The sequence below is a fragment of the Streptomyces sp. CNS606 genome (assembly GCF_000426325.1).
Window position 1 is genome coordinate 121,218 of record NZ_AUFD01000005.1, and the last position, 17,510, is coordinate 138,727.

The following is a 17,510-nucleotide window of genomic DNA, read 5'->3' on the forward strand; positions in this document are numbered from 1 at the left end:
CGTTACCCCTCCTGTGCGTGACGGTCGCCGACGAGGTCGCCGGGCAGCGGGGTGGGCGGACCGCCCTCGTAGGTCACGCGCCACAGCGCGGACTTCTCGTGCGCGGTGAAGAAGCCGCGGCCGTAGTCGAGGACGTACAGGGCCCCGTCCGGGCCGAACTTCCAGTCCATGAGGTTGCGGATGCCGTCCTCGCCCTCGGGGACGATCCGCTCCAGGCTCTCCGCGTGCACCGGCAGACCGCCGCCGCCGGCGTTCGCCGGGTCCATCACCAGGGCGTGCCGCGGCTGCTCGCCGTCGTAGAAGTCGCCGACGAACCACTTGCCGTCCCAGTACGCGGGCCACCTGGTCCCACTGTTGCTCCCGGCGTCGTAGCGGTAGACCGGGCCGGTCATGGCCGCCTGGCCGCCGCCCTTGAGCCAGGGCAGCCGGAAGGTCTGGTCGTCCGTGCGGTAGGTGGGAACGCCCGCGTCGTTGCGCGGGTAGTCCGGGGCACCGCCCTGCGGCGCGTACCACACGTTGTTGTTCCGGGCGGGCGGGATGTCGACCAGGCCGGTGTTGTTGGGCGAGGTGTTCCTCAACGCGTCGCAGTCGTACCAGTCCTGCGGCTGGGCGGGGTCGGGCAGCGTGCGGTCGCGGTACGGCTGTTTGTTGCCCATGCAGTACGGCCAGCCCTGGTTCCCCGCCGAAGTGATGACGGCGAAGGTGTCGTACTTCGCCGGGCCCCACACCGGGCTCGGCTCGGCGGCGTCCGGGCCGACCCAGCCGGCGTACAGCCAGTCGGTCTCCTGGTCGACGAAGATCCGTGCCGGATTGCGGACGCCCATGACGTAGATCTCCGGACGGGTCTTGCCGCCGCCGGCCTCGTCGCCGGTGAAGAGGTTGCCCTCCGGGACGCTGTAGGTCCCGTCGTCCTCCGGCCGGATGCGCAGGATCTTGCCGTTGAGGTCGTTGGTGTTGCCCGCGGTGCGGCGCGCGTCGGCGAACGAGACGCCGCCGAAGTCCGGCTCGGGGTTGTTGCCCGAGTAACCATCGCTGAACCGGGAGGAGTTGGTGTCGCCGGTGGCGACGTAGAGATTGCCCTCGCTGTCGAAGTCCATGCCGCCGCCGGCGTGGCAGCAGCTGTGGATCTGCACCGGCCAGCTCAGCAGCACCTTCTCCGAGGACAGGTCGAGCGTGCCGCTCGTCCGGTCGAGGGTGAAGCGGGAGACGCGCCGCTGCGCCATGTGCCTCTCGCGGTCGATCCCGGAGTGCGGCGTCCAGTGCAGGTAGACCCGGCCGTTGGTGAGGAAGTCCGGGTCGAGCGCGATGCCGAGCAGGCCCTCCTCGTTCTTGACCAGTTCGTCGCCGCCGCCCTTGTTGCCGAACACCTCCAGCGTCCCGGCGCGGGTGACCTCCCCGGTGTCCGGGTCCCACACGTGCACGGTGCCCTCGCCCAGGCCGATGCGCGGGTCGTCCCAGTCGGTCACCACCGGCGAACCGGGCATGCCGCCGCCGCGGCCGATGGAGAAGACCCGCCCGTCCTCGGCGATGTCCAGGCCGTGCGGTTCGCCGATCCGGTCCAGCGCGTCGGGCCGGTTGGGCTCGGTCAGCCGGGTGGCCTCGTAGTTGCCGGTGACGGTGGCCCCGCAGTCGGCGCGCACCAGCCGGGTGGCCCACAGCAGCGCGCCGCGCAGGTGCTTGCGGAAGTTGGCGCCGTCGTAGCCGGCGGCGGTGCCGCCGAGACCGGTGTAGAACGAGCGGCCGCCGTCGTAGTCGCGGCACCAGGAGACCGGGTGGTCCCATCCGTTCGCGCTCTCACCCGGTGCGTAGGACCGTTCCCGGACGCGGGCGACGGTGTGCACCCGCCCGCTGGGGTTCTCCCGCCAGTTCAGCCACACGTCCTCGCGCGCCCACTCCAGCGGCAGCCCGTCGGTGGCGGGGTGCACCCGGTCGCCGACCTCCACCACCGCGCGCTGCGCCGCCCCCGGGCTCTGCGCGGCCGGCCGGGCGCCGATCAGGCCGGTGAACCAGGCCGACTCCGGCTCGGCGCGGGCCGCGTCGTGCAGCCCGACGAAGCCGCCGCCGGACCGGACGTAGGCGCGGAAGGCCGCCTCCTGGGCGTCGGTCAGCAGATCGCCGCCCGACGACAGGAACACCACCGCGTTGTACCGGCGCAGCGACGCGCCGCTGAACACCGCGGCGTCGTCGGTGACCCGGGTGCGGAAGCGGGTCTGCGCGGGCGCCTCCCGGCCGATCCGCCGTACGGCCCGCGCGCCGGCCGCGGCCAGGTCCTCGGGCGCGTCGGGGGCGTGGAAGACGAGCACCCGCACGTCGTCCCCGCCCGGCATCGGGTCCGCGGCGTCCCGGGCGTCGCGCGCGCTCGCCTGCGTGCCCGCCAGCAGCGAGACGGTGAGCGCGGCGGCCAGCGCGAAGACGTGCGGGCGGCGGAAGGTGACGGGCCGCCGGCCCCCCGGGCGGCGTGGTCTGCGTCGCATGGTCGTACACCTCTCGCGTAGGTGACAGCAACGCCCAGGGAAGCTAGACGACTTTGCCCGGTCCGCCAATGGCTATGACCGAAAGAGGCGGAACTTTGTCCAGGGGGTGGGCAAACTCCCCGCGGGTTCCTAGCATGAACGGCCGTCAGCTCGTGACAGCTCGTGAACGACGACCCGTGAACGGTGACCGAGAAAGGCATCCGCATGTCGCGATCACGTTTCTCCCGGCGGACCTTCACCAGCGGAGCCGCCCTCGCGGCGCTCGCTCCCACCGGCCTCGCCGCCGCCGCGAGCACCGCGGCCGCCGCACCGCGCCGCGACGACGCGGAGGGCGGCTCGGTCCGGCTGATCACCCTCTACATGGAACGGCTCGCGGACGGGCGGATGGGCTACGGACTCGAACCGGGCAAGGCCACCGTCCCCGGACCGCTGCTGGAGATGTACGAGGGCGACACCCTGCACATCGAGGTCGTCAACATGATGGACGTCGCCGCCAGCCTGCACGTGCACGGCGTGGACTACGCCATCGACAGCGACGGCACGCACCTGAGCGACAGCGTCGTGCCGCCGCAGAAGACCCGGCTGTACACCTGGACGTCGCACCGGCCGGGCCGGCGCGGGGACGGCACGTTCCGGCCCGGCAGCGCGGGCTACTGGCACTACCACGACCACGCGGTGGGCACCCATCACGGCACCGGCGGCGTCCGGAACGGGCTGTACGGCGGGCTGATCGTCCGCCGGGCGGGCGACGTGCTGCCCGACCGCACCTTCACCGTCGTCTTCAACGACATGACGATCAACAACCGGACGGGACAACCCGGCGACGAGGCCCCCGACTTCACGGCCCGGGCCGGCGACCGCTGCGAGTTCGTCATGATCACGCACGGCGAGTTCTACCACACGTTCCACGTGCACGGTCACCGCTGGGCGGACAACCGTACCGGCCTGCTCGCCGACGAGAACGACCCCAGCCGGATCGTCGACAACAAGATCTGCGGTCCCGGCGACTCGTTCGGCTTCCAGGTGATCGCGGGGGAGGGCGTCGGACCGGGCGCGTGGATGTACCACTGCCACGTCCAGAGCCACGCGGACAGGGGCATGGCGGGCCTGTTCAAGGTCACCGACAAGCACGGCGACCTCCCCTGACCTGCCGGTTCCGCCCGTGCCTCGATCCGCCGGGCGTCACCGGTTTGGCTCCCGGCGTGCCGGGCACGCGGACAGAAGTGCTTCGGACCCGTAGGCACATCCGCGGAAGCGCGACCCACTGTGCGTCGCCCCGCCCGTGCCTCGCAGCTCCCGCGGTGACCGCCCGTCCCGCCCACTCAGGGAGCGCCGCAGGTATGACCAGCACGCAGCACGCACGGGAGCCCCGCGACCGGCCAGCCCGCCGGTTCCACGACGACGCGCCCGACACCGCCGCCGCCTTCCGCCGCATGCTGGAGCTGGCGGACGGCCCCGAGCGGGACGAGATCCGGCAGCGCATCGTCACCGCCTGGATGCCCATGGCCCACCGGCTGGCCCGCCGGTTCCGCAACCGCGGCGAGGCGCTCGAAGACCTCCAGCAGGTCGCGGACCTGGGTCTCTTCAAGGCGGTCACCCGCTACGACCCGGACCGCGGCCACGCCTTCGAGAGCTTCGCCGTGCCCACCATCGTCGGCGAGATCAAGCGCCACTTCCGCGACCACATGTGGGACCTGCACGTCCCGCGCCGGGTCCAGGAACTCCGCAACAAGGTGCGCACCAGCAGGCGCGAACTCGCCCTCGCCACCGAGGGGCCCGCGCCGACCGTCGCCGAGATCGCCGAGCACAGCGGCCTCAGCGAGGAGGACGTCCTGGTCGGCATGGAGGCCCTGGAGAGCTACCGCACCCTCTCCCTCGACGCCGAACTCCCCGGCTCCGACGACGGGTACGCCCTGGTCGACACCCTCGGCGACTCCGAGCCCGGCTTCGACCTGGTGCTCTACCGGGAGGCGGTCAAGCCCGAGCTGGAACGCCTGCCCGAGCGCGAACGCCGCATCCTCTACCTGCGCTTCTTCCAGGACATGACGCAGAGCAGGATCGCCGAGCAGCTCGGCATCTCGCAGATGCACGTCTCCCGGCTCATCAGCCGCTCCTGCCACCGCATCCACGACCACCTCGAGGAAGAGGAGGCGAAAGCGGACGCGGACGCGGACCGCCTGCGCGCACCCGCGCACGCGTAACCGCGCACGCCGCCCGGTGTGGCGTCGCCCCCGCCCCCGCCCGCCGCGCTCGCGCGCCCGGGCGACGACCGCGCCGGTGTCTGTGAGAGTGGAGGCCATGCGCCACACCGACGGGCACGGCGGCCCGCACCTGACCGCGCTGCGCGACGCCGCCTGCGCGTACTGGCACCGACGCGGCCTGCACACCGGCCCCGGCCAGGTCGTCGCCGCGCCCGGCGCCCCGCTGCTGCTCCTCGCCCTGCTCTCCGCGGGCGACCCGGCGGGCGGCGGGGTGCTGCTGTCCCGGCCCGCCGCCGACTGGCACGCCGTTCCCGCCCGGCTGCTGGGGCGCCCCGTCCACCGGGTGTCCGCCCCCGCCGACTGCGGCGGCGTCCCCGACCCGTTCGTCCTGCTGGAGACCGTCCGGCGCGCCCGGTCCGCCGGGGACGACCCGCGGACGCTGGTCCTCTCCGTCGCGGACGACCCCACGGGTACGGCCGTCCCGCCAGAACTGCTGCACGAGGTGTGCGAGGCCGCCTCCGGCGAGGGCCTCCTCGTCGTCAGCGACGAGAGCGAGCGCGACACCTCCCACGACCCGCACGGCACGGTGGTCGTCAGCCCCGCGGAGATGCTCGGCGCCGCCCACTCCGGCTCCGTCGTCGTCCTCACCGGTACGCCGTCCGTCGCCCTGGGCCGCTTCCCCGACACCGCGCGCGGCCACGGCCTGGCCCGCGAGGTCCGCGCCGTCCTCACCGCGCTGCACGCCCGGGTCTCCGAGGAGGCCGCGCTGGGCGGGGCCCAGTGGTTCGCGGAGCCCCCCGAACGGCGCGAACGGCGTGCCGCGGAGGCCGTACGGCAGGGCGTGCTGGCTCGGGCGCTGCACGACGCGGTGACGGAGGCCGGCGCACTGTGCCGGCCTCCGCAGGTTGGGCGGCACGTGTACGTGGACCTCGAACCGGCCCGCGGCGCGCTGGCCGCGCACGGCGTCGAGAACGCCGCGGAGCTCGAGGCGGAGCTGGTGCGGCGGCTCGGGGCCGGGGCCGACGGCGGCCACCGCTACGGCGACGAGCCGGGTGCGCTGCGGGTGCGTCTGTCGACGCTGCTGCTGACCGGCGCCGACCATCCCGAGGCCCCCGACCCCCTGCGCGCGCCGCACACCGCCCACGCGCTGCGCGTCCTCCGCTCCACGCTCGCCGCCCTCACCGCCACACCCTGATCCCTCTCCCGGCCCCGGGCACACCGCCGCGGCGAAGGCTTACGCGTCGCGCACGCGGGGCCCGCGGAAGCGGCGCCACACCGAGGGCACGAAGCTGACCAGCAGCGCCAGTCCCACGGCCGCCGCCACGCCCTCCCACGGCTCCGGGAACAACGACCCGCCCGCCACCCCCACCAGCTGGTACGTCGCCGCCCAGGCCAGGCACGCCGGGAGGTTCCCGCGCACGAACGTCCGCAGCCGCATGTGCGCCAGCAGGCACGCCAGCATCACCGGTATCCGCCCCGCCGGGACGAGCCGGGAGACGACCAGCACGGCCACGCCGTGGCGTTCCAGACCCCGCCGTGCCCGTTCCAGCCGGTCCGGCGGCGCCTTCTGCCGCAGCCGTTCCAGCCACACCGAGCCGCCCTTGGAGCGCAGACCACGGCTGCCGAGCCAGTACAGCGCGACGTCCCCGGCGAACGCGCCGAGCGAGGCCACGGCGAAGACGAAGAACAGCGGCACCACCGGCATGGCCTGGTGGAAGGCGACCACGGCCACGCTGCTCACCAGCGCGCCGGTCGGCACCACGGGGACCAGCGCGCCGAAGGCGATCAGCACGAAGAGCGTCGGGTAGGCGATGATCCGCTGGGTGTCCAGCGGCAGCGTGCTCGCCGCCGAGGCGAGCTGTCCGAGCCCGGAGACCGCATCCGTCGTCATCGGTGCGCCCCCAGCCGAGCCGTCTCCCCGTGCCGCAGGCGGTGCACGGCGACGCCGGGCGCGAGCCGCCCGGCCAGCCGGGCGAACTCGTCGCCCGGCGCGTGGAACTCGTGCGGCCGCACGGCGTCCATGCCGATCGGCCAGTACGTGCCGTAGTGCACCGGCACCGCACTGGCCGGGGACAGCCGCTTCAGGGCCTGCGCCGCGCGCCGCGCGTCGAGGTGGCCGTCGCCCAGGAACGGCCCCCAGCCTCCGACCGGCAGCAGCGCCACGTCCACCGGCCCGACCGCGTCGGCCATGCCGGCGAAGAGGCCGGTGTCGCCGGCGAAGTAGGTGCGGGCCTCGCCCTCCACCACGTAGCCCAGGGCACGGATCTGCTGCGGCCCGTAGGGCAGGCGGCGGCCGTCGTGGGCGGCCGGGACGGCGCGGACCCGCACCCGTCCGGCGGGCACCTCGTCCCCGGCCGCGACCTCGACCAGATCGAGCCAGGAGGAGCCGAGCCTGCGCAGGCCGGCCACCGCGTCGGGCGCGCCGCGCGGCACCACGACCCGTGTCCCGGCCGGGAGCCGGGACAGCGAGCCCAGATGCAGATGGTCGGCGTGCAGATGGGACACCAGCACCACGTCCACCGTCGTCACCGAGGGCGGCGGCAGCGCTCCGCGGCGCCGCCGCAGGTGTGCGAGCCGCTGCACGAGCACCGGGTCGGTGAGCACCGAGACACCGGAGTCCCGCACCGTCGCCGTGGCATGGCCCCACCACGTCACGTCGACCGGCACTGGCGCTCCTCCCACTGGGCTGACTCGGCTGAGTCGTGGGTACCCGGTGCGGCGACGCCGCACCCCTCCGAGCGTATGTCCGGCGACGGCATCCCTGCCCGGTCGGGAGCGCACTGTGAAAAAGTGGAGAATGTCGTGCACGCGCAGGGGGCGGTGCGCGGCGGCGAAGTGAGGAGGGGACGGCGTGCGGGTTGTGTTGCCCCCGTGGCGCGGGCTGGGCGCCGCGGCACTGCGGGTCCTCGCGGTGTGGGCGGTCAGCACCGTCACCATGCTGATCCTCGCGGGAGGTCTCCCCGACTTCCGCATCCAGCAGCCCGGCGGCGACAGCGCCACCCGTACCGCGGTCACCGCCGCGCTCGGTGCGGGGGTGTTCGGCCTGCTGAGCGCCCTGGTCTGGCCGTTGCTGGTGCGGGCGCTGCTGCTGGTGCCGGCCCTGGTGCTGGGAATCCTGGTCTTCTTCCTCAACGGTTCGCTCCTGTGGCTCGCGCTGGTGCTCATTCCCGAGCGGGGGGACGCGGATCCGGAGACCGCGGTTGTCGTCGCGGCGGCCATGTCCGCGGCCTCGTCCGCGACCAGCGGTTTCCTCGCCGTCCGGGACGACGGCGCCTACCGCCGCCGGCTGGCGCGGCTCGCCGACCGACGGCGCCGGCGTGCGGGCGCCCGGCCGCCCGGCACCCCGGGGATCGTGTTCGTGCAACTGGACGGGCTGGGCCACGACGTGCTGCACGAGGCGACGACCGGCCCGGAGCCGGTGATGCCCACGGTCGCCGCCATGGCCCGCACCACGCACCGGCTCACCCCCTGGCAGACCGACTGGTCCAGCCAGACCGGCGCCAGCCAGCTCGGCATCCTGCACGGCAGCAACGACGACGTCCCCGCCTTCCGCTGGTACGAGAAGGAGACCGGCGAGGTGATGGTCACCAACCGGCCGACCGGCGCCGCGGAACTCCAGCGCCGCGCGGTGGAACGCACGGGCGACCACGGCCTGCTCGCCTCCGACGGCGCCAGCCGCGGCAACCTCTTCAGCGGCGGGGCGCGCCAGCTCGCCCTGGTGCTGTCGGTCGCCGCCCGGCGCGGCCGGGACACCCGCTCCCGCGCCGGGTACTTCGCGTACTTCTCCGACCCCGCCAACGCCACCCGCACCGCCGTCTCGTTCTTCGCGGAGCTGTTCCGGGAGGTGGGCCAGTCCGTACGGGCCCGGGTGCGCGGCGACCGGCCGCGGGTGGGGCGCGGCGGCCTCTATCCGTTCATCCGCGCCTTCGCGACCGTCGTCGAGCGCGACGTCGTCGTCGCCGCCGTCATCGGCGACGTGCTCAACGGGCGGGCCGCCGTCTACGCGGACCTGGTCGGATACGACGAGGTGGCGCACCACAGCGGACCGCGCGGCGGGGACACCCGGCAGGTGCTCCGCGCCCTGGACCGGGCGATCGCGCTGATCGCGAAGGCCGCCGACCATGCGCCGCGCCCGTACCGGCTGGTGCTCCTCTCCGACCACGGGCAGAGCGGTGGAGAGCCGTTCCGCAGCGCCTACGGGCTGACGCTGGAGGACCTGGTGCGGGCGGGCTGCGGCGTGCCGGTGTCCCGCAGTGCCCGTGCCACGCGCAGCGGTGCGGAGGCGCGCGCCGCGGCCCGTGCGGCGCTGCACCGTCCCGAGGACGGGTCCACACCGGACGGCGGAGAGCTGCCGCGCAAGGCCGCCGAGCCGGTCGTGCTCGCCTCGGGCAACCTCGGCCTGGTCTCCTTCCCCGACGTTCCGGGCCGGATGAGCCGGGAGGCGATCGACGCACGCCACCCGGCGCTGCTGCGCGCGCTCGCCGACCACCCGGGCATCGGCTTCCTGCTGGTCCACAGCGAGGAGCACGGCCCGGTGGTGCTCGGCCCCGGTGCCTGCGAACACCGGCTGGACACGGGCGACGTGGTCGGCGAGCGTGACCCGCTGGCGCCGTTCGGCCCGAACGCGGCGGACGTGGTGCTGCGCTCCTCGCGCTTCCCGCACACCGCCGACATCATGGTCAACTCCTGCGTCGCACCCGACACCGGGGATGTGCACGCCTTCGAGGAGCAGATCGGTTCGCACGGCGGCCTCGGCGGCGAGCAGAGCCGGGCGTTCCTGCTCTCCCCGCTCGCCCTGACGGCGCCGGTCACCTCGGACGAGGACGACCTGGTCGGCGCCGAGCAGGTGCACCTGGTGCTGCGGCGCTGGCTCCGGGAGACCCGGACGCTGGGCGAGCGCTGGTCCGCCGTGCCGACGGGTACCGGCGCGACCGCCGTGCGGGCCGCCGGTGACGCGGCGGCGGACGGCGACGGCAGGCGCCTGCGCGGCCCGGGCGGGCCCCGCCGTTCCCGTCCCGGCCGGCCGGACCGCGCACCCCGCCCCGATCCCGCCCGGGAGGCCGGGGCGGGGGAGCCGGTGGGCGACACCACCTCCTGAGCCCGCCGCCCCGCCCGTCCGAGGTGCCGCTCCGCACCTATCCGTCGGTCCGCGCCGAGGCGTCCCCCGCGCGCAGCGGCACGCCCACGTCCCGCAGGTGCCGCAGCGCCTCCCGCCAGGACTGCACCAGGCCGGTCTCGTGGTACGGAACGCCCAGCTCCGCGCAGTGCTCCCGGACCAGCGTCCGGGCCCGGCGCAGGTTCGGGGCGGGCATGCTGGGGAAGAGGTGGTGCTCGATCTGGTGGTTGAGCCCGCCCAGCGCGACGTCCGTGAACCGCCCGCCACGCACGTTGCGGGAGGTGAGCACCTGCCGCCGCAGGAAGTCGGGGCGTTCGGAGCCGCGCAGCGTGGGCATGCCCTTGTGGTTGGGGGCGAAGATGCAGCCCAGGTACACGCCGAAGACCGCCTGGTGCACGAAGAGGAACGCCAGCGCCGTGCCGGGCGGCAGCATCAGGAACAGCGCCGCGAGATAGCCGCCGAGATGGGTGAGGAGCAGCGCGCCCTCCAGCACCGGCCGCTTGGTCTCCGGCCGGCGCAGCGCCCGCACGCTCGACACGTGCAGGTTGAAGCCCTCCAGCGTCAGCAGGGGGAAGAACAGCGCCGCCTGGTGCCGTCCGACGAAGCGGGGCAGCCCGCGGGCCGCCCGCGCCTGGTCGCGGGACCACACCAGGATGTCCGGCGCCACGTCGGGGTCGAGTTCCTCGTGGTTGGGGTTGGCGTGGTGCCGGGTGTGCTTGGTCATCCACCAGCCGTACGACATGCCGATGCCGAGGTTCCCGACCAGTCGCCCCGCGGTCTCGCTCGCCCTCCGGCCGGTGAACACCTGCCGGTGCGCCAGGTCGTGTGCGGCCAGCGCCAGTTGGCCGAAGACCAGGCCGAGGAACGCGGCGACGGCCAGCTGCCACCAGGACGCGCCGAGCGCGGCGAAGGCGGTCCAGCCGCCCACCAGGGCGGCACCGACCAGGACGAACCGCAGGGCGTAGTGACCGGGTCGGCGTTCCAGCAGTCCGGCTGCGGAGACCTTGCGCGCCAGCCGGGCGAAGTCGCTGCCGCCCACCCCGGCGGTCTGCTCGGAGCGGGAGTGTGCGGGAGGCGGTACGGCGACCGCGGAAGTGGGTGTCGTCATGCGTCGAGCCTCGTCCGGCGGGGCTCCCGCGGACAGCCGCGCAGGCGGTGTCCCGCAGGAGGGGCGCGCCCGCCCCTCGGGGTGGGGCCGGCCACACCCGCGCGGGGTGGGGCGCCCCCGCGCGACGTGCCGGGGGTGCGGCGTTCGCACGGCAAGGCGTGGCACGCTGGAACCGGCGGCTCCGTGCGGACCGCCGTCACGGCCCTCGCCACCGACGAAGGGAACGCCCGCCATGGCACCCGAGGCCCTCTCCCGGCAGCAGATCGACGAGGCGCTGTCCGGGCTTCCCGGCTGGCAGGCCGACGGCGACACTCTCGCCCGCACCTACGCGTTCGACACGCACCTGCCCGCCGCCGCCATGGCCCTGCACGTCGCGATGATCCAGGACGAGCTGAACCATCACGCCGAACTGACCCTCGGGTACAACCGGCTGGGCATCGCGGTGAACACGCACAGCGCCGGCGGGCGGATCACGGAGCTCGACACGGCACTGGCCCGCCGGATCACGGAGATCGCGGCGGGCCACGGCGCGCGCTGACCGGCCGGCCCCGTCGGGGCTGGCCGGTCGCGGGGGTCACATCTTCGGCATCAGCACGCCGTCGATGATGTAGACGGTCGCGTTGGCGGTCTGCACGTTGCCGCAGACGACGCCGGCGCTGTCGTTGACGGTGAAGTCCTCACCCGAGCCGGAGACGGTGAGCTTCTCCTTGGCCAGGGTGTCGTAGCTGCCGTCCTCCAGGTCCGCCGGGGTCAGCTTCTCGCCGACCACGTGGTAGGTGAGGACCTTGGTGAGGGCCTCCTTGTCGTTGAGCAGCGCGTTGAGGTCCTCCTCCGGGACGGCCTCGAAGGCGGCGTTGGCCGGCGCGAACACCGTGATGTTCTCGGCGTTGTTGAGCGTGTCGACCAGTCCGGCCTTCTTCACGGCCGTGACCAGCGTCGACAGCGCCGGGTTGTTCGACGCCGCGGTGGCGACCGGGTCCTTCGCCATGCCGTCGAAGGAGCCGGCGCCGTCCTTCGGCACCGACTGGCAGGCCGGGCCGAACGGGCCGTCGGCCTGGGTCGCGCCGCCGGTCTCCTCGTCCTTCTGGCCCTGGTCCTGCTTCTTCTCCTCGGAGGAGGACGAGCCGGAGCCGGAGCCGCTGTCCCCGCCGTCGCTGCCGCAGGCGGTGATGCTCAGGGGCAGGACGGCGGCGGCGACGGCGGCGATGGCGGCGCGGCGTACACGGGTGGCGTTCATGAGGGATGCTCCTTCTTCGAGGGTGACAACTGCGTACACATGTGGAGAAATAGTTGTTCGGTGGGCGCACGAGGTTCCGGTGCGCGGTGTCGAGGTCGGGCGGCCGGTGGCCGGCCCGCCCCGGTCAGCTCACGTCGACCACCACCGAGTGCCATCCGGTCGCGCCGTCGGGTACGGTCCCGGCGCGCTCACCGGTCTGTACCTCGCCGTCGCCGTCCGTGGCGCGGACCTCGAGGGTGTGCGACCCGGAGGTGGCGGGCCACTCCCACACCCACTGGCGCCAGGTGTCGACGCCGGCCTGCTCGGCCAGCCGCGCCTCCCGCCACGGGCCTCCGTCGACGCGGACCTCCACCCGGCTGATGCCGCGGTGCTGGGCCCAGGCGACACCGGCCACCGGCACGGTGCCCGCCTCCGGTGAGGCGAACGGCTTGGGGGTGTCGATGCGCGACTGGGTCTTGATCGGCGCCTTCGCCGCCCAGTTCCTGCGCACCCAGTAGGCGTCGTAGGCGTCGAACGTCGTGAGTTCGATGTCCTCGATCCATTTGCAGGCGGACACGTAGCCGTACAGGCCGGGCACCAGCATCCGCACGGGGAAACCGTTGTCGAACGGCAGCGGCTGTCCGTTCATGCCGACCGCCAGCATCGCGTCTCGGCCGTCCATCACGGTCTCCACCGGGGTGCCGATGGTCATGCCGTCGACCGAGCGGGCGACGATCTGGTCGGCCCGGCCGCCCTCGGACGGCGGCCGCACGCCGGCCTCCCGCAGCAGCGGCGCCAGGGGGACGCCGATCCACCGTGCGGTGCCCACGTAGCTGCCGCCCACCGGGTTGGAGACGCAGGTCATGGTGATGTCCCGCTCGATCAGGCGCCGCTTCAGCAGGTCCCGGAAGCGGTACGTGACCGGCTCGCGAACTCCGCGGCCGTGCAGTCGCAGACGCCACGTCGTGGCGTCGACCTTCGGCACCACCAGGGCGGTGTCGACGCGGTAGAACTCGCCGTTCGGCGTGGTGAACCGGCTCACCCCCGGCACCTTCAGGTCGGCGCCGGCGGGGATCGGCCGCGCCGCGTCGTCCGGGCGCGGCAGGCGCACCCGGCGCCGGGACGCGGCGGCCGAGGAACTGCCGCCCAGTTCGAGTCCCGCTGCGCCCGCGCCCGCGGAGGCCACCGCCGCGGTCGTCGCGGCGATCACGAAGCCACGCCGGTCGAAGTCCCACCGGCCTGCGCCCGAGGGGCGCATCACCGCGGGCTGCTCCGCCTCCTCCTCGGCCTCCTCGGGCGCCGTGCCCGGCCCGGAGGCCGCGGTACGGCCACCCGCAGCAGCCTCGGTCGCGTCGGTCGCGTCGGTCGCGTCGGCCGCCTCGGTGCCGAGGCGACCACTGAGCAGGTACAGCACTCCTGCCCCGGCGAGTCCGCCCAGCACCGACGGCAGCGCGTCGAGCGCGGCGGCGTCCGTCCTGCTGAGGGCCGCCGCGACCCCGACCACGCCGAAGAGCAGCACTCCCGCGGAGGCGAGCCGCCGGTGCCGCAGCGCCAGCAGGCCGAGTCCGACGGCGAACAGCCCGATCAGCGTGAGCGTGCCGATCTCCAGCACCAGCTTGTTGTTCGAGCCGAACGTGTCCAGGCCGAACTGGGTCACCGCCGGCGGCGACAGCTCGATCACCGCGTCGCCCACCGCGTTCAGCGGTGCCGCCTCCGGGCGCACGAACACGGCGGTGAACTGCGCCACGGCCAGGGCTGCGAATCCGGCCAGTAGGCCGCTCAGCGCGCCCAGCGCCGGACGCACGGTCCGCGGGGTGTCTCGATCTTCGCTCACGTCCGCCATTCGGCGCGGGGCCGCCCGGCGGATTGGTCCCTCATTCGAAAGAGTGGAATCCGGTCCTGTCTCCGGCGTTTTGCCGTCGCCGACCAATCCGCGGGCTCCTCTGCGCCGAACGCATCCGAGAGCGGTTCGAGCGCCGAACCGTCGGTGGAGGCGACGCCCCACCGCGAGGAAAGGAGCCAGATGGCGGAGCAACGGCGACGGACGGCCGTGGTCGGCAGCGGGGTGGCGGGACTCACCGCCGCGTACGTGCTCCGGCGGGAACACGAGGTGACGCTCTACGAGGCGGACGACCGGCTCGGAGGCCACGCCCACACCCACGAGCTCGCGGGAGGGGACGGCCGGCTCCACCACGTCGACTCGGGCTTCATCGTGCACAACCGGCGCACCTATCCGCATCTCCTCCGGCTCTTCGCCGAACTCGACGTGCCCACGCAGGAGTCGGAGATGAGCATGTCCGTGCGGTGCGAGGGCTGCGGGCTGGAGTACGCGGGAGCGCGCGGCGCACGCGGCGTCCTCGCGCAGCCGCGCAACGTCCTGCGCCCCGCCTACCTGCGCATGCTCGGGGAGGTGAAGCGCTTCCACCGGCGCGCCCGGGCCCTGCTCGCCCGTGAGGAACGCCCCGGCGACGACCCGGCCGAGCAGACCCCGCAGACCCTCGGCGAGTTCCTCGACGAGGGCGGCTTCTCCCGCTACTTCGTCGCCCACTTCATGACGCCCGTGGTGTCCTGCGTGTGGTCCTGCGCTCCCGGGACCGCGCTGCGCTACCCGGCCCGCTACCTGTTCCGCTTCCTCGCCCACCACGGCATGCTTTCCGTCTCGGGATCGCCGGTGTGGCGGACGGTGAGCGGAGGTTCCCGTACCTATGTGGAGCGGATCGCCAAGCAGGTGGAGGCGGTGCACACCGCCACTCCCGTCCGCGCGGTGCGGCGGCACGCCGACGGCGTGCGGATCACCACCGAGGACGGCGGCACCGCCGGGTACGACTCCGTCGTGCTCGCCACGCACCCCGACCAGGCGCTGCGCCTCCTCGCCGACCCGAGCGACGACGAGCGGCGCGTCCTCGGCGCCTTCCGCTACTCGCGCAACGAGACGCTGCTGCACACCGACGCGAGGCTGCTGCCGCGCAGCTCCGGCGCCCGCGCCTCCTGGAACTACCTGATGCCGTCCTGCCACACCCCCGCCGACCGGGTGCAGGTCAGCTACCACATGAACCGCCTGCAACGCCTGGACGCCGCCGACGACTACGTCGTCACCCTCGGCGCCGACGACCGCGTCGACCCCGGCCGGGTACTGGCCCGCATGGTGTACGAACACCCCGTCTACACACCGGAGTCGGTCACCGCGCAGGCCGGCCTGCCCGCCCTCAGCGGCCCCGTCACGGCCTACGCCGGCGCCTACCACGGCTGGGGCTTCCACGAGGACGGCTGCCGGTCCGGAGTGGAGGCAGCCCGCGCGCTGGGGGTGACGTGGTGACGCCTCACCTCCCCGCGCTCTATCCGTGCACGGTCGCGCACACCCGCACCCGGCCGTTCCGGTACGCCTTCCGCCACCGCACCTACCTGTGGCTGGTCGACGTCGACGACCTGCCGCGGCTGCCGCGTGCGCTGCGCCCGCTCGCCCGCTTCGACGCCCGCGACCACTTCGCCGGCACCGCGGGGGAGATACGGGACGGTCTGGAGCGCTTCCTGGCCGGCCAGGGCCTCGCCCCGCCCGCCGGGCGGGTGCTGATGCTGACTCACGCCCGCGTCCTGGGCTGGGTCTTCAACCCCCTCACGCTCTACTGGTGCCACGACGCCGACGACACCCTCCAGTACGTCGTCGCCGAGGTCCACAACACGTACGGCGAGCGGCACGGTTACGTGCTGCTGCCCGACGAGACGGGCGCCGCCAGAGTGCCCAAGGAGTTCTACGTCTCCCCGTTCTTCCCCGTCGACGGCTCCTACCGGATGCGGCTCCCCGAACCCGGCGCGGACCTCGACCTGACCGTCCAGCTGGAGCGGGAGGGAGGACGTCCGTTCACCGCGACCGTGCGGGGCCGGCGCCGTCCCGCCACCGCCGCCGCCCTGCTGTGCGCCGCGCTGCGGCACCGCTGGTCCACCCTGGCCGTCTCGGCCGCCATCCGGATGCACGGCATCCGTCTGTACCTGCGCGGTCTGCCCGTGCAGCCCCGTCCCCGACACCGTCCCCAGGAGGGCGTTGAGTGAGCGTGTCCACCTCGAGCTCGATCCCCGCGACCGACCCGGAGCGATGGCCCGACGTCGCCAGGGTGCCGCGCGTCTCCGGTCTCCGCAGCGCGATCGCCGCCCGCATCGTCCGCCAGGCCCTGGCCCGGCTGCCGTTGCGCGTGCGGTTTCCCGACGGCGAGAGCCTCGGACTCGGCGGTCCGCTGCTGGACCTCCACGACCCGGAGGCGTTCGTCGCGCGCATCGGCCACAGCGGGCTGATCGGCTTCGGCGAGTCCTACATGGCCGGGGAGTGGGACGCCCCCGACCTGGTCGGCGTGCTCGACGTGCTGGCCGGCAACGTCCAGACGCTCGTCCCCGCCGGACTCCAGCGGCTGCGCCGCGTGTGGGAGCTGCGCCGGCCCTCCGCGCAGCGCAACACCCCCGAAGGGTCCCGGGAGAACATCCACCGGCACTACGACCTGTCCAACGACCTGTTCGCGCTGTTCCTCGACGCCACGATGTCCTACTCCTCCGGCGTCTTCGAGGGCTTCCCCGCGTCCTGGCCGCAGCTCGCCGACGCCCAGCGCCGCAAGATCGACCGGCTGCTGGACCTCGCCGAGGTCGGGCCCGGCACCCGGCTGCTGGAGATCGGCACCGGTTGGGGCGAACTCGCCCTGCGCGCAGCCGAACGCGGCGCCCTGGTGGACAGCGTCACGCTGTCCCGGGAACAGCAGGAACTCGCCCGGCAGCGGATACGGGAAGCCGGGCACGAGGGCCGCGTCCAGGTGCGGTTGTGCGACTACCGCGAGGTCGAGGGCACCTACGACGCCGTCGTCAGCGTCGAGATGATCGAAGCGGTCGGCGCCGAGTTCTGGCCGCGGTTCTTCACCACCCTCGACGACCGGCTGGAACCGGGCGGCAGGGTCGCGCTCCAGGCCATCACCATGCCGCACGACCGGATGCTGGCCACCCGCAACAGCTACACCTGGATCCACAAGTACATCTTTCCCGGCGGCATGCTGCCCTCGGTCGAGATCATGTCCCGCATCACCGAGCAGCGCACCGCGATGCGGGTCGCCCGCTCCGACGGCTTCGGCCCGCACTACGCCGAGACGCTCCGCCTGTGGCGCGAACGTTTCTGCGACCGCGCCGACGAGGTCGGCGCCCTCGGCTTCGACGACACCTTCCGCCGCATGTGGACCTTCTACCTCGCCTACTCCGAGGCCGGGTTCCGTTCCGGCTACCTCGACGTACGGCAGCTGCTGCTCACCAAGGACGGCGGGCGTCCCCGCACCACGAACGACAAGGAGACCGCGCACATGGCCACCGCCCCCACGGAGGACGCGGCGTGAACCGCCCCGCCCCCGGACAGGCCGCCCACCTGCTG

The 17,510-nt window shown here is 73.9% G+C and carries 14 protein-coding genes; 8 read left to right on the forward strand and 6 right to left on the reverse strand.

Going from position 1 to position 17,510, the window contains the following annotated elements; all coding sequences use genetic code 11:
* Positions 1 to 2: 2 nt before the first annotated feature.
* Entirely contained in the window at positions 3 to 2,474 is a 2,472-nt protein-coding gene (locus tag K304_RS0100570; RefSeq protein ID WP_199779542.1) for a ThuA domain-containing protein, read from the reverse strand.
* A 204-nt stretch (positions 2,475 to 2,678) separates the two neighbouring features.
* On the opposite strand from K304_RS0100570, the gene K304_RS0100575 reads away from it, so the two are divergent.
* The 3 genes from K304_RS0100575 to K304_RS0100585 all read left to right on the forward strand — a co-directional run bounded on the left by K304_RS0100575 (position 2,679) and on the right by K304_RS0100585 (position 5,870).
* Positions 2,679 to 3,620: a multicopper oxidase domain-containing protein gene (locus K304_RS0100575; RefSeq protein ID WP_027762149.1), complete on the forward strand. Its 942-nt coding sequence runs from the start codon at positions 2,679 to 2,681 to the stop codon at positions 3,618 to 3,620.
* A gap of 194 nt (positions 3,621 to 3,814) precedes the next feature.
* On the forward strand, positions 3,815 to 4,675 hold the full coding sequence (locus tag K304_RS26570) for a SigB/SigF/SigG family RNA polymerase sigma factor (protein WP_051307597.1): 861 nt from the start codon (positions 3,815 to 3,817) through the stop codon (positions 4,673 to 4,675).
* A gap of 97 nt (positions 4,676 to 4,772) precedes the next feature.
* Positions 4,773 to 5,870 (forward strand): aminotransferase class I/II-fold pyridoxal phosphate-dependent enzyme, encoded by a 1,098-nt coding sequence (locus K304_RS0100585; protein WP_027762150.1) that lies wholly within the window; start codon positions 4,773 to 4,775, stop codon positions 5,868 to 5,870.
* Positions 5,871 to 5,909: 39 nt separating this feature from the next.
* Here the strand turns inward: K304_RS0100585 and K304_RS0100590 are convergent, their stop codons facing one another.
* Positions 5,910 to 6,566 (reverse strand): VTT domain-containing protein, encoded by a 657-nt coding sequence (locus K304_RS0100590; protein ID WP_027762151.1) that lies wholly within the window; start codon positions 6,564 to 6,566, stop codon positions 5,910 to 5,912.
* The gene (locus K304_RS0100595; RefSeq protein ID WP_027762152.1) at positions 6,563 to 7,342 is read right to left on the reverse strand and encodes an MBL fold metallo-hydrolase; all 780 of its coding nucleotides are present in this window, start codon (positions 7,340 to 7,342) and stop codon (positions 6,563 to 6,565) included. The genes K304_RS0100590 and K304_RS0100595 overlap by 4 nt, the downstream gene beginning before the upstream one ends.
* A gap of 184 nt (positions 7,343 to 7,526) precedes the next feature.
* On the opposite strand from K304_RS0100595, the gene K304_RS26575 reads away from it, so the two are divergent.
* On the forward strand, positions 7,527 to 9,773 hold the full coding sequence (locus K304_RS26575; RefSeq protein ID WP_078528173.1) for a phage holin family protein: 2,247 nt from the start codon (positions 7,527 to 7,529) through the stop codon (positions 9,771 to 9,773).
* A gap of 37 nt (positions 9,774 to 9,810) precedes the next feature.
* Here the strand turns inward: K304_RS26575 and K304_RS0100605 are convergent, their stop codons facing one another.
* Positions 9,811 to 10,899, reverse strand: coding sequence for an acyl-CoA desaturase (locus tag K304_RS0100605; RefSeq protein WP_027762153.1), 1,089 nt, complete (start codon positions 10,897 to 10,899; stop codon positions 9,811 to 9,813).
* A gap of 232 nt (positions 10,900 to 11,131) precedes the next feature.
* Between K304_RS0100605 and K304_RS0100610 the strand changes: the two genes are divergently transcribed.
* On the forward strand, positions 11,132 to 11,437 hold the full coding sequence (locus K304_RS0100610) for a 4a-hydroxytetrahydrobiopterin dehydratase (RefSeq protein ID WP_027762154.1): 306 nt from the start codon (positions 11,132 to 11,134) through the stop codon (positions 11,435 to 11,437).
* A 36-nt stretch (positions 11,438 to 11,473) separates the two neighbouring features.
* On the opposite strand, the gene K304_RS0100615 is transcribed toward K304_RS0100610, so the two are convergent.
* The gene (locus K304_RS0100615; RefSeq protein WP_027762155.1) at positions 11,474 to 12,136 is read right to left on the reverse strand and encodes a fasciclin domain-containing protein; all 663 of its coding nucleotides are present in this window, start codon (positions 12,134 to 12,136) and stop codon (positions 11,474 to 11,476) included.
* A gap of 124 nt (positions 12,137 to 12,260) precedes the next feature.
* Positions 12,261 to 13,958, reverse strand: coding sequence for a molybdopterin-dependent oxidoreductase (locus K304_RS0100620; protein ID WP_078528176.1), 1,698 nt, complete (start codon positions 13,956 to 13,958; stop codon positions 12,261 to 12,263).
* Positions 13,959 to 14,138: 180 nt separating this feature from the next.
* Between K304_RS0100620 and K304_RS0100625 the strand changes: the two genes are divergently transcribed.
* The 3 genes from K304_RS0100625 to K304_RS26580 are packed head-to-tail and all read left to right on the forward strand — an operon-like array spanning position 14,139 to position 17,475.
* Positions 14,139 to 15,431 (forward strand): FAD-dependent oxidoreductase, encoded by a 1,293-nt coding sequence (locus K304_RS0100625; RefSeq protein ID WP_027762157.1) that lies wholly within the window; start codon positions 14,139 to 14,141, stop codon positions 15,429 to 15,431.
* Positions 15,428 to 16,162 carry a DUF1365 domain-containing protein gene (locus tag K304_RS0100630; protein WP_037788969.1) on the forward strand — a complete coding sequence of 245 codons (735 nt, stop codon included), beginning with the start codon at positions 15,428 to 15,430 and terminating at the stop codon, positions 16,160 to 16,162. The genes K304_RS0100625 and K304_RS0100630 overlap by 4 nt, the downstream gene beginning before the upstream one ends.
* Complete coding sequence (locus K304_RS26580) at positions 16,159 to 17,475, forward strand: SAM-dependent methyltransferase (RefSeq protein ID WP_078528178.1); 1,317 nt, start codon at positions 16,159 to 16,161, stop codon at positions 17,473 to 17,475. Before K304_RS0100630 ends, K304_RS26580 begins: the two co-directional genes overlap by 4 nt.
* Positions 17,476 to 17,510: the final 35 nt, after the last annotated feature.

Excerpts from the sequence above, each read along its gene's own strand:
- K304_RS0100605 (WP_027762153.1), bottom strand. The coding sequence starts at position 10,899 with ATGACGACACCCACTTCCGCGGTCGCCGTACCGCCTCCCGCACACTCC.
- K304_RS0100625 (WP_027762157.1), top strand. The coding sequence starts at position 14,139 with ATGGCGGAGCAACGGCGACGGACGGCCGTGGTCGGCAGCGGGGTGGCG.
- K304_RS0100585 (WP_027762150.1), top strand. The coding sequence starts at position 4,773 with ATGCGCCACACCGACGGGCACGGCGGCCCGCACCTGACCGCGCTGCGC.
- K304_RS26570 (WP_051307597.1), top strand. The coding sequence starts at position 3,815 with ATGACCAGCACGCAGCACGCACGGGAGCCCCGCGACCGGCCAGCCCGC.
- K304_RS0100570 (WP_199779542.1), bottom strand. The coding sequence starts at position 2,474 with ATGCGACGCAGACCACGCCGCCCGGGGGGCCGGCGGCCCGTCACCTTC.
- K304_RS0100610 (WP_027762154.1), top strand. The coding sequence starts at position 11,132 with ATGGCACCCGAGGCCCTCTCCCGGCAGCAGATCGACGAGGCGCTGTCC.
- K304_RS0100590 (WP_027762151.1), bottom strand. The coding sequence starts at position 6,566 with ATGACGACGGATGCGGTCTCCGGGCTCGGACAGCTCGCCTCGGCGGCG.
- K304_RS0100620 (WP_078528176.1), bottom strand. The coding sequence starts at position 13,958 with ATGGCGGACGTGAGCGAAGATCGAGACACCCCGCGGACCGTGCGTCCG.
- K304_RS0100615 (WP_027762155.1), bottom strand. The coding sequence starts at position 12,136 with ATGAACGCCACCCGTGTACGCCGCGCCGCCATCGCCGCCGTCGCCGCC.
- K304_RS0100575 (WP_027762149.1), top strand. The coding sequence starts at position 2,679 with ATGTCGCGATCACGTTTCTCCCGGCGGACCTTCACCAGCGGAGCCGCC.